Source organism: Rhodospirillales bacterium, from assembly GCA_014323865.1.
GTDB lineage: Bacteria > Pseudomonadota > Alphaproteobacteria > SP197 > SP197 > SP197.
In genome coordinates, this window is sequence record JACONG010000014.1 from 143,242 (window position 1) to 153,951 (window position 10,710).

Annotated in this window: 15 protein-coding genes and 4 tRNA genes; 11 read left to right on the plus strand and 8 right to left on the minus strand. The window is 62.4% G+C overall.

The window, feature by feature from the left end:
• The first annotated feature begins 66 nt into the window (after positions 1-66).
• The gene (locus GDA49_08345) at positions 67-213 is read left to right on the plus strand and encodes a hypothetical protein (GenBank protein MBC6440402.1); all 147 of its coding nucleotides are present in this window, start codon (positions 67-69) and stop codon (positions 211-213) included.
• A 276-nt stretch (positions 214-489) separates the two neighbouring features.
• Here GDA49_08345 and GDA49_08350 read toward each other — a convergent pair whose 3' ends face one another.
• A complete protein-coding gene (locus GDA49_08350; GenBank protein MBC6440403.1) occupies positions 490-807 on the minus strand; it encodes a hypothetical protein in 318 nt (105 codons plus the stop codon).
• Positions 808-996: 189 nt separating this feature from the next.
• Here GDA49_08350 and GDA49_08355 point away from each other — a divergent pair, with 189 nt between their 5' ends.
• The 6 genes from GDA49_08355 to GDA49_08380 all read left to right on the plus strand — a co-directional run bounded on the left by GDA49_08355 (position 997) and on the right by GDA49_08380 (position 3,571).
• A complete protein-coding gene (locus GDA49_08355) occupies positions 997-1,230 on the plus strand; it encodes a hypothetical protein (GenBank protein ID MBC6440404.1) in 234 nt (77 codons plus the stop codon).
• Positions 1,231-1,261: 31 nt separating this feature from the next.
• Complete coding sequence (gene mnmA, locus GDA49_08360) at positions 1,262-2,374, plus strand: tRNA 2-thiouridine(34) synthase MnmA (protein ID MBC6440405.1); 1,113 nt, start codon at positions 1,262-1,264, stop codon at positions 2,372-2,374.
• A 197-nt stretch (positions 2,375-2,571) separates the two neighbouring features.
• Positions 2,572-2,742 (plus strand): hypothetical protein, encoded by a 171-nt coding sequence (locus GDA49_08365; GenBank protein MBC6440406.1) that lies wholly within the window; start codon positions 2,572-2,574, stop codon positions 2,740-2,742.
• A 118-nt stretch (positions 2,743-2,860) separates the two neighbouring features.
• The gene (locus GDA49_08370) at positions 2,861-3,151 is read left to right on the plus strand and encodes a hypothetical protein (GenBank protein MBC6440407.1); all 291 of its coding nucleotides are present in this window, start codon (positions 2,861-2,863) and stop codon (positions 3,149-3,151) included.
• Between the two features lie 2 nt (positions 3,152-3,153).
• Positions 3,154-3,495 (plus strand): hypothetical protein, encoded by a 342-nt coding sequence (locus GDA49_08375; GenBank protein ID MBC6440408.1) that lies wholly within the window; start codon positions 3,154-3,156, stop codon positions 3,493-3,495.
• Positions 3,496-3,571, plus strand: a tRNA-Met gene (locus GDA49_08380).
• 204 nt (positions 3,572-3,775) lie between these two features.
• On the opposite strand, the gene GDA49_08385 is transcribed toward GDA49_08380, so the two are convergent.
• Entirely contained in the window at positions 3,776-4,534 is a 759-nt protein-coding gene (locus GDA49_08385; protein MBC6440409.1) for a 2OG-Fe(II) oxygenase, read from the minus strand.
• A 349-nt stretch (positions 4,535-4,883) separates the two neighbouring features.
• On the opposite strand from GDA49_08385, the gene GDA49_08390 reads away from it, so the two are divergent.
• Complete coding sequence (locus tag GDA49_08390; protein ID MBC6440410.1) at positions 4,884-5,093, plus strand: alpha/beta hydrolase fold domain-containing protein; 210 nt, start codon at positions 4,884-4,886, stop codon at positions 5,091-5,093.
• Positions 5,094-5,130: 37 nt separating this feature from the next.
• Here GDA49_08390 and GDA49_08395 read toward each other — a convergent pair whose 3' ends face one another.
• From GDA49_08395 to rlmB, 6 genes are all read right to left on the minus strand, one after another.
• Complete coding sequence (locus GDA49_08395) at positions 5,131-5,919, minus strand: acyl carrier protein (GenBank protein ID MBC6440411.1); 789 nt, start codon at positions 5,917-5,919, stop codon at positions 5,131-5,133.
• Positions 5,916-6,716 (minus strand): AMP-binding protein, encoded by an 801-nt coding sequence (locus GDA49_08400; GenBank protein MBC6440412.1) that lies wholly within the window; start codon positions 6,714-6,716, stop codon positions 5,916-5,918. Before GDA49_08400 ends, GDA49_08395 begins: the two co-directional genes overlap by 4 nt.
• 427 nt (positions 6,717-7,143) lie before the next feature.
• Positions 7,144-7,219: transfer RNA gene (locus GDA49_08405), tRNA-Thr, on the minus strand.
• Between the two features lie 33 nt (positions 7,220-7,252).
• Positions 7,253-7,660 carry a hypothetical protein gene (locus GDA49_08410; GenBank protein MBC6440413.1) on the minus strand — a complete coding sequence of 136 codons (408 nt, stop codon included), beginning with the start codon at positions 7,658-7,660 and terminating at the stop codon, positions 7,253-7,255.
• 36 nt (positions 7,661-7,696) lie between these two features.
• Entirely contained in the window at positions 7,697-8,050 is a 354-nt protein-coding gene (locus tag GDA49_08415; GenBank protein ID MBC6440414.1) for a class I SAM-dependent methyltransferase, read from the minus strand.
• Between the two features lie 135 nt (positions 8,051-8,185).
• On the minus strand, positions 8,186-8,992 hold the full coding sequence (rlmB, locus tag GDA49_08420) for a 23S rRNA (guanosine(2251)-2'-O)-methyltransferase RlmB (GenBank protein ID MBC6440415.1): 807 nt from the start codon (positions 8,990-8,992) through the stop codon (positions 8,186-8,188).
• 241 nt (positions 8,993-9,233) lie between these two features.
• Between rlmB and GDA49_08425 the strand changes: the two genes are divergently transcribed.
• From GDA49_08425 to tuf, 3 genes are all read left to right on the plus strand, one after another.
• Positions 9,234-9,315, plus strand: a tRNA-Tyr gene (locus GDA49_08425).
• A 55-nt stretch (positions 9,316-9,370) separates the two neighbouring features.
• Positions 9,371-9,444, plus strand: a tRNA-Gly gene (locus GDA49_08430).
• A gap of 84 nt (positions 9,445-9,528) precedes the next feature.
• Positions 9,529-10,710 (plus strand): elongation factor Tu (gene tuf / locus GDA49_08435; GenBank protein MBC6440416.1); only part of this gene is annotated, 1,182 nt, incomplete at its 3' end.

Here is a 10,710-nt window from a genome sequence, read left to right on the forward strand (position 1 = left end):
GTCCGCGATCGGGCGGTGCCGACTCAGACCAGGAGCACGGTACTTGACCGGCACCCGGGGTGGCTGATGGGAACGCTTGGCACTGTCCTGCTCAGGCACTGGCTTGATCGCGCCATTCTGACGGCGATGATTGGCAGCTACTTTCCTGTGTCGCACATTTGGGCGGCCGCCGTGCTGGCGGCTACCGCCGCGACCGCCTTGTCAGAGCTCTGAGAGCGTCGAGCGAACGGTGCCGGCTGGCTGATGATACGGAGAGTTGCTGGCGCGAGGCTTTCTTCCGAGCGGAACAGGGGCTCGAACGTCACAAGGCCGAACATGATCGGCGCAGTGCGGCGCACCGCTACACGAACGGACGCGCGCTCTTCCGGTCGTGGCGCCGCCATGCGCCCGGCGTGCTGTTCGCCCCGCCTTCGCCGGGCGACGCGCGCGACACGTTCGGATACCATCGCGACGATCCCGGCAGCCTGTTCCGCGCGCGCGAGGCGGCGATCACGGGCCATGGCGTGGTGGAGCAGTGGATCCGCTCTCCCAGCCATCACGACAGCATTCGACGACACTGCCTAGGCCCATGTCTTCGAGCCGGAAGACGGCTATGACCACACGGTGGTAATGTGTCACGGCATTGCCCTTGAAGCCGAGGCCCTGGCCCATGGCCTGCATATGGCGCTGCCGCTCCTGACGCGGAGCATTCACGTCATCAAGCCCGAAGCGCCCTGGCACAGCCGTCGGCAGCCGGCCGGTCACCACGGCGGTGAGCCCTTCATGGCGATGGGGCCGGTCAGGGCGCACCACGTGTTCGCGACCCATGTGTGCGAGATCGCGGCTATCATCGTCTGGGCGCGCGAAACGGGCGGGGTGGCCGTGTCGGCTTGGGCGGCATCAGCCTCGGTGCGCTCAACAGCCAGCTTGCCGTGCAGCACGCGGCGGAATGGCCCGAAGCCATGCGGCCCGATGCGGCGTTGCTGATCACGACGCCCGAACATCTCGACGAAATGGATGCCGCTTCTGGCACCCACGGGGGAACCGTCGATCCTGCCCGACCGTATCGTCATGGCGCTCGGCAAGGCCGACAAGATCATGCCAGTCGATGGCGATCGCGATTTCGCCCGGCGCTGGCGCATCCTGCTCGAGAACCTGCTTGAAAGCTGGCAGGGTCATTTCAGCAAGTTGCTGGGGCTGGGTCGCGATCCCGGGCCCTTTGCACGGCTTGCCGAGATCCTGCGCTCTTGACCGGCAGCGGACAGCGACCATCTTGCCTGCCATGAACGCACTCGGCATCGACAAGGCACCGGAGGCCACCCGCGTTGTCGTCGCCATGTCGGGCGGGGTCGACAGCTCCGTGACGGCCGCGCTGGTGGCCGAGCAGGGCTTCGAGACCATCGGGATCACCCTGCAGCTCTATGACCATGGCCAGGCTGTGGGACGGCCGGGAACCTGTTGCGCCGGGGCCGATATCCACGACGCCCGTCGGGTCGCCGCGGCGCTCAACATTCCGCATTACGTGCTCGACTACGAGGGCCGTTTCCGCCAGCAGGTGATGGAGGACTTCGCCGACGCCTACCTTGTCGGCGAAACGCCGATTCCCTGCGTGCGCTGCAACCAGACGGTCAAGTTCACCGATCTTCTGAAGACCGCGCGCGATCTGTGTGCCGATGCCTTGGTGACCGGCCACTATGTTAGGCGAATCGATGGAACTGTCGGCCCGGAGCTCCATCGCGGCGCCGAACATGCGCGCGACCAGAGCTACTTCCTGTTCGCCACGACGCCTGATCAGCTCGATTTACTGCGGTTCCCTCTCGGTGCCATGACCAAGGACGAGGTGCGGGAGCACGCCCGTCGCCTCAATCTCACGGTCTCGGACAAGCCCGACAGCCAGGATATCTGCTTCGTGCAGCAGGGCCGCTATGCCGATGTCGTCGCCAAACTGAGGCCGGGAGTGGTCGAGCAGGGCGAGATTGTCGATCGCGACGGCAACGTCCTTGGCCGTCATGACGGGGTCATCAACTTCACCGTGGGCCAGCGGAAGGGCCTGAGAATCGCCGCCGCTGAGCCGCTGTTCGTGATACGGCTCGAGCCGCAGAACCACCGTGTTGTGGTGGGACCGCGCGAGGCCTTGATGCGTTCGGCGCTGACCGTCCGCGAGTTGAACTGGCTGGCCGGCGAGGCTCCGCCTGCCGACGGCATCGACTGCCAGGTCAAGCTTCGTTCGGCCCAGCCGGCGCTGGAGGCGCGCGTTTTCCCGCTGGACGGCGGGCGGGCGCTGGTTGAGCTTCTGGCGCCGGCTGAGGCCATCGCGCCTGGCCAAGCCTGCGTGATGTACGACGGCGATCGCGTCCTGGGCGGCGGCTGGATCGAACGGCGGCACGCCGCATGATCACGCGCCGCCGGTTTGCCGCGTCGCTCCCGGCGGCCAGGATGGCCTTGGCCGCCGCTCCGCTGATGCTTGCATGCGCAGACGGCGACGCCCTTGATGTCATGACCTGAGCGGGTTACCACGACGCCCCGATCTGGCAGGGGTCTGGCGGCGACTACCAGGTGCCTATTTTCTCGCTGGCAGCGACGGATTCGGAGATGTTCGAGAAGGTCTGGCAGGACTACATGCCCCCGCTGGCCCAGCCGAGTGCGGTCTGGGTCCACGAGTGGCGGGACGCCGCTCTGCTGCAGCCCTTTGCCGCATCCGACCTTCTGCATTACGGCGATGCCCGAGCACTTGCGCGACCGGGCGGGACGGCGGGACGGTGAAACGATGTGAGCCGTGCTGTTCACCTAGAACGAGGTCGGCATCATCTACCGCCGCGATCTGGTCGAGGTTCCGGATGGGGGCCTGTTCTGGGACGGACGCTACGCCCGCAAGGTGGCGATGACCGACCAGATGCTCGAAGCGTGCACCATGGCCACCCTGTTGCTGGGGACCGACGATCCGTTCGGTATCGACGACGACGATCTCGTCAGGATTCACGAAGAGCTGTTGGCCCAGCGCGACATAGAGCTGTTCCACGGCACCGATCCCGCCGTCCTGTCGCAGGCCATGGCCGCGGGCGAGATTGTCGCCGGCATTCGCAGCCGCTTCGTCGACAACCTCCTGCGGGCCGAGGGTACCGACGTCGGCGTCGCCCGCCCGCGGGAAGGCCCATGGTCTGGAATGTCGTGATCATGGCTGTCGAAGGAGGCTCGGGGAGCGAGCAGGATCGACTGGACTACGTGAACGCCGCCACCGTGCCTGATCCCGGCCGCTACATCATCGAGATCTTCCAAAACCTTCCGGCCAACTCCAGGAGCGTCGAGCTGGTCACGGATCCGGTCTTGTGCGAGACAATCCGCACAGCCGAACGTGAGGCGCTGGAGTACGGCGTGATCCTGGAAGCCTATACGCCTGAGATTCAGCAGAAGGTGGCGAACATGCTGGTTGAGGTTAAGCCGACTTCTAGGTCGGGGCGGGGCCCGGCACGCCTTGACTTGCCCGGGGCGCAACCGTATACGCCAGCCTCCCTTTAGGGCGGAGTAGCTCAGTCGGTAGAGCAGGGGAATCATAATCCCTGTGTCGGGGGTTCGAGTCCCTCCTCCGCTACCACTTCCAGCCAGAGTCTTTGGGTTGGAACGTGCTTGCCAGTCGTATGGGTAAGCTCGTTGTTTTGGCGGCCTGCCCGCCTGACCACCCCCTTCCCGTCTCGGACCTCCAGGGCGCTGCAAGCGTTCCTCTGATCGCACAGCGCGATCCGCCCCCGTCGCCAAACCCTGACGGCGATTCCGTCCCAACAGAAACAGCGGCTCTGGATCAGCCGAACAGGATGTCAGAACGGATGATGTACTTCTGACCGCTTGCGATCGGTTCGCTTGAATGAATGCAGTGCAGCGGGTGAAAGCCATGGGGGAAGCAGAGTGCTGCACCCTTGGGCGTCCGGATTTCGACGAGATTGATGTCATTGTGACTAGCGGCGGGCCCGGTCGGGTCCGACTTCCTGACCAGGAACTGCGTTCGGCCGCCCTCGTATCCGTCGTTCAGAAAGAGCAGATAGGTGTACTGACTGAGTTGGCCCGGATAGGCGTCGGCCACGAGCTTGCCATTGATGACACGGCTGCCGGTCCATGACCCATCCGAGTGCGGCTTGAAGAAGTCGCCCTGGTCGTAGCGATAGAAGCGGAACCGGGCGTTGAGACCGGTTGCCGAACGGCCATGGCCATCGACCTTCTCGCTTACCAGTTCCATGCAGCGTTCCCACAACCGGGCATCGATTGCCGCGCTGACTACCCAGTTCAGATTCAGGTTGTGGCGAACATCACGAGCGAGCGACACCGGCGCATCCTCGTGAAAGCCCAAACGGTCGGCGATCTCGACAAACGCATCGGCTTCGTCTGGCGACAAGACGTTCAGAAGCTGAAAGGCGCCGGGGACCTCGGCAAGGTCCACCCGCGTGACATCATCGGCGTCACGATCTTCGAACAAGTCGACCGCATCGGGCCTGTCGGTCCATAGTGGCAGAGGATCAGGGCCGTTTCCGAGCTCATGACCGACAATGTAGAAGTCTTCAGACACACCGAAACTCCCAAGGCTGCCGGCGCAGCTGCCGGATCATCCTACGCCTGGCAGGGTAACGTCGCGCCGGTCCAACTGGAATGGCGGCTGGAACACTCGCAATATCCTTTTGCTGTTGCTTGGTGCATGCTGAGGTCTGGCCGCGCCGTGGCGGCAGATCGTAGCGCCACACTGGCAATGTCGCCTTGGCGGCGGGCATGGTGACCGAGGACCGCAGCGTCGCGGCCGACCTGCCGGTCGCGGTTTGGGTCTATCGCCGGGAGGAGCCGCGTGGCCCGCGCCCCTGCATCCTCTTCACGCACGGTGGCGGCTTCATGCTGGGTGATCTCGACAGCTCCGATTCGATTGCTTGGGTTTTGCCCACGAGACCGGTGCCGTGGTTGTCAGCGTCGACTATCGTCTGACGCCCGAGAACCCGTACCTGGCGGCGGTCGAGGACTGCCGTGCCGTTCTGTTCGATCTTGCCGGTCGTCCTGATGCCTGGGGGATTGATCCTTCACGCATCGCAGTCGCCGGTGCCAGCGCCGGCAGTAACTTCACGGCCTCGCTGTCTCTGTAGGCACGTGATCACGGTGGACCGGCACTCGCCTGCCAAGTCATAGTCTATTCCGGTATGGGTCTCGACCAAGACTATCCGAGCTATATTGAGCATGCCAGGAGCCCGGGACTGACGACGGCCGGCACAAAGAAGTACCGCGACCTCTAGCTGCTGCACGACCGTGAGGCGTCGGACTCTTGCGCTCGGCCCGTGATGACCGAGAACCGTGGCGGTCTGGGTCCACGCGGCCGGGATTGATCCGATCCGAGACGACGCACGGGAGTATGCGGCGAAGCCGGCCGCTGCGGGGAACGATGTCTGCTAACGCAAAGCACACGGCATGATCCACGGCTTCATGCGTGCCTGCTTCACCAGTGCCGCCGCGGCGTGCGAATACACCCTGATCTGTCGCTTCCTGAAGGCGTACCCGAAAGAGACCTGGAGCGGAATCAATTTCATCGGGATGATATCCTGCGGCAGCGAAGAGGTTCGCGCCGTGCTGTGGCGTGAAGGTATCGATGATCGTTGCGATGGCCTCCCGGAGATCATCGACGGTTCTGGCGGCATCCGGCGTCGAACGGGCGGCCATGGCGATTTCGCGGACTGGATTGCCGACCGGCTCGTCTTCGAGCAGGTCGGCCGGATCAATGCACACGCCGAAGACTTTTTCGACGTGGAGCGATGTGGCAAGGGCCGAGAGCGAATCGCCACCCGAGTCGGAAAAGCCAGCTTCGGCGTTGACCGTGGGAACATCAAGCTCAATGGCCAGGGTCTCGGCGATGCGCCGGCTGAGGGCGTCGTGCCATAACCGTGGGTCAGGCTGGTACCATCGGGCAGGACGTTTCACCTGTTTGCCAGGTCGTTCCAGTTCATGACATCGCCATAGGTGTTCATGGCGCGCACCTGGCCGAGCAGGCCTTGCGCGTCCTGGTGCTGGGCCATCAACTGCAGGAAGCCGGTGTAACCTTGGATGTGTTTGCAGTCGTGTTCGCGCATCGCATCGATGAAATCCGACATCGTTGCGTCTTCCGGAGGCAGCACCGCCGCACCACTCCCGATGAACGGCCTGATAACGAGCACGGGGAAGGCAATCAGGCTGGCACCGAGATGGATGGCCTTGGTGTCATTGCGAATTGGCTCATAGCAGCGGTGGTGCAAGACAGCGTCGATGATCTCGGCGCGCGACAGGGCCATTCTCTTCGGCATTCCCGTCGAGCCCGAAGTGAAGATCACCATCGCCGACGCCTCGGGGTCAGGCGGCCGGTCCGGTTCGTCATCGAGCGTCTGATGCGGATCCTGGACGATTTCTGCTGCGGCATACTCCGACAACGGCGACGGTTCGTCGGGGGAGGCGTCTGTCACCAGGACATAGGGCGACGCTTGCGCGAGCGCACGCTGGGTGCGCAAGGTCAGGTCGCCCTGTGCATGGGGCACGTAGGCGGCACCCTTACGCATCCAGTCCAGGATGTTGCGCGACCAATCGACCTCAAAGGTCCGTTGGGATAGATCAGCCTGCGTGTCGACTCGATCGGAGCCAGTTTTATAACCGGCTGTCCTTTCATGCTGCCATGTTTGTTCGTCTGTCGCGCCTGACCGATTCACAGCCGTCGGGGATAAACCGCGGCGCACTTTACCGACATGCATGTCGGCGGCAGACCTTATGATGCGCCCATGCCATGCTCTGTTCATCAGGCCAACGGCACCTGTCAGAAGACCGTTGTACAGGTGCGGTCGATCACAGCCTCTGTTCACAGTTTGTTATTGAAGTTGACGCGTGTCGCCCGGGCAAAGCGCGATTGGGTGTTGTCTGGGAAATGACGACTAAGAAGGGAGAAAGACGATGAGGACATTTGGTGATCGTGTCGGCACGACCTTGGTGCCGGCCCATTGTTCCGAAAGCAACGAACTGACCGGCCTCTCGTCCCTGCTCTGATCATGATTGCTTCGGACCATGAATCCGCGCCGGAAGCGAGTGACGTCAGTCATTCCGTGAACTGCCCAACGCTTCCGCCGATCACATCCTGCTGTTCGGTTTTTGCCGCCTCGGCATCATCACCCCGCTACCATGGGATGGTGCCGGGTGCGGGACTCGAACTCGCGACCTACCGCTTACAAGGCGGTTGCTCTACCAACTGAGCTAACCCGGCATGCAAGGTGGCGTAGCACATGGCGTGTGGGTGTCAATCGCCTGCCTTTGATCCGGGCACCTGCGGTTTGCGCGCGACAGCCATGATCATGTGACTGCAGAACGAACGCGGCATGACCATGCCCAGGATCAGCCCGATCAGTCTCGCGAGTTTGCTGTCATAGTGGAGGCCCGTGCTCCGGTGGAGCATACGCACGATCGTTTGCCGCCGGCTGATGGGGCAAAGCTCTTCGACGTCGAAACCGTGGTTGGTCAGTTCCCTCGCAAGGTCCTTTTTTGAGTAGCGCCACTGATAGAACCGGATTCCCGCTTTGTCGGCTGCCTTCGGCCAGCTTTCGAAGATCGCCTGGATGGCAAGAAACAGATGGTCGAAGGGAACCGTGATGAACAGGAGGCCACCCGGTTTCAGGACTCTGAGCGCTTCGTCGAGACAGCCGCCCATGCCGTTTTCGTAGTGCTCGAAGGTGCCCCAGGAATATTAGGCATCGATGCTATCGTTTCCGAACTCGAGGTCCCGGATGTCGCCGACCAGAAAGGCATCTTCAGGGAAAATTTCCTGCAGCTTGGCAACGGTCGGCTTGCTGATGTCGACCCCGATCACACGGTGGCCCTGGCTGCTGAGGTAACAGCACCATTCGCCGGCACCGCAGCCGCCGTCCAGAATGAGAAGATTAGAGCCCAGCTGCTTCAGCTGGCGCCGCATGATCCGCCACTCTGCTTTCAGAAGGAACCAATCGAACCGCCCGGCGAGACGGTGGGCGCGCTGTTCCACACCGCCATGGTCGATCCAGTTGTTGGTCCAATACTGTTCAACGAACGAGGTCTCGTCCAAGGCAGGAGAGGTCGCCGGAATGAAGTCTTTCCTCATGGGGCAGCGTCTTGCAGCAAGGGAAGCCGGATGGGTCATGGGTTTGCGAAGAATTCCACCTGACGCTCAGCGGCAGGTAGGGCGAATTGGAACAGTCTATCAGCCGCCTGCTGCCTTGTCTTGGTGCTCCGCCGGGGCAAGCCGACATGCTTCGTAGAAGGCGATGGCGGCGGCGTTTGATACGTTGAGGCTCAACGTCTGATTGGCGGCAGGAATGGCGACAAGACTGTCGCAGGCTTCGCGTGTCAATCGTCGGAGGCCGTGGCCTTCGGCTCCGAGCACGAGAGCTGTTGGGAATTGCAGGGTGAATTGTCCCATTATCTGCTCTGCCTGTCCGTCGAGGCCGGCAAGCCAGAAGCACAGGGATTTCAACTCGTCGAGCGCGCGCGATAGGTTTGTGACTTGGACTATCGGCACCCACTCGAGGGCGCCGGAGGCGCTCTTGGCCAAAGTTCCGGTCGAGCCCGGTGCATGGCGATCCTGCACGATGATGGCTTCGACACCGAAGACAAAGGCTGAGCGCAGGATTGCGCCGACATTGTGCGGGTCGGAAATCTGGTCGAGCACAGCGACAATGTTGGCGCCGGCCACCGCCTCGGCCAAACCAAGGTCGGGCAAGGGGACGACTTGCAACGCAAGGCCCTGATGGACTGAATTGCGCCCGACGAGACGGTCCAGTTCGCTGCGCTTGACGACGCCGACCTCGAGTTCGGGGCGATGTTGGCGGATCAGCCTCTCGATGCCCTTCAGCGCATCGTTGGTCGCAACAAGGCGTGCGATATGCCGTTGATCATTTGCCAGGGCCGCTTCCACCGGATGGCGGCCGTAGATCCAGAGCGTGTCACGCTCGCATCGCAGTGTCTCACGGCGGCGCGGAGGGTGTTGCTTGCCATGTTTTCGAGCCATGACCTGCCTAATATGGGTACAGGTCCCAGATTCCAAGGGAAACACAGCAGAATCGCTGCTCAGAGCCTTGCGGGTCCTGATCCGCTGCGCTATGTAAGAGCTGACAATTGGATTCCTTTCACGTTGCTGTGTGTCACACGGAGCGCGAAACGCTTTTCGCGTTCCGTTTGCGTTGACAACGGGCAGGGTTTTCCTTTAGTCCACGGGCTCTTTTGGCGAGGTATGTCGTAGAAGTAATTCCGGAGGGATGCCTGAGTGGTTAAAAGGGACGGGCTGTAAACCCGTTGGCTATGCCTACGGTGGTTCGAATCCACCTCCCTCCACCGTATCGCGCCAGACTCAAGCAAGGCGGACGCCAGGCGGGTGATCCGGGGCGAAGCGGGTGTAGCTCAATGGTAGAGCCCCAGCCTTCCAAGCTGGTTACGCGGGTTCGATTCCCGCCACCCGCTCCAAGATGCGACGTAAGGCGAAAGAAGTCGATTTAGGCAATCAATGCACCCGGTGCCGGGTGATGGCAAAGCAGGAGACGGCACGAGATGTCGAAGGAGAAGTTTGAGCGTAGGAAGCCGCATGCGAACATTGGCACGATTGGCCATGTTGACCACGGCAAGACGACGCTGACGGCGGCGATTACGAAGGTTCTCGCGACGACGGGCGGCGCGACATTCACGGACTACGCGTCGATCGACAAGGCTCCTGAGGAGAAGGAGCGTGGTATCACGATCAACACGGCGCACGTGGAGTACGAGACCGAGGGTCGGCACTACGCGCACGTTGATTGCCCTGGCCATGCGGACTACGTGAAGAACATGATCACGGGTGCGGCGCAGATGGACGGGGCGATCCTTGTTGTTAACGCCGCCGATGGCCCGATGCCGCAGACGCGTGAGCACATTCTTCTGGCGCGCCAGGTTGGGGTTCCTGCGATTGTTGTTTACATGAACAAGGTCGACCAGGTTGACGACGAGGAGCTTCTGGAGCTTGTCGAGCTTGAGGTTCGCGAGCTTTTGTCGTCGTACGACTTTCCGGGCGATGAGATCCCTGTTGTGAAGGGTTCGGCTCTTGCGGCGATGGAGGATCGCGATCCTGAGATCGGTGCGAACACGATCCTTGAACTGATGGCCGCGGTCGACAGTTACATCCCGACGCCTGAGCGTGCGATCGACCGTCCTTTCCTGATGCCGATTGAGGACGTGTTCTCGATTTCGGGCCGCGGCACGGTTGTGACGGGCCGTGTTGAGCGTGGCGTGGTCACGACGGGCGACGAGGTTGAGATCGTGGGCATCAAGGACACGACGAAGACGGTGTGCACGGGCGTCGAGATGTTCCGCAAGCTGCTTGACCGTGGTGAGGCGGGCGACAACATTGGTGCTCTGCTTCGTGGCACGAAGCGTGAGGAGGTCGAGCGCGGCCAGGTTCTGGCGCAGCCTGCCACGATCACGCCGCACACGAAGTTCAAGGCCGAGACGTATGTCCTGACGAAGGACGAGGGTGGTCGTCACACGCCGTTCTTCACGAACTATCGTCCGCAGTTCTACTTCCGTACGACGGATGTGACGGGCCACGTGCTGCTGCCGGACGGCGTCGAGATGGTGATGCCGGGCGACAACATCACGATGAACGTCGAACTGATCGCGCCGATCGCGATGGACGAGGGCCTGCGCTTTGCCATCCGCGAAGGCGGACGCACCGTCGGTGCCGGCGTCGTCGCACAAATC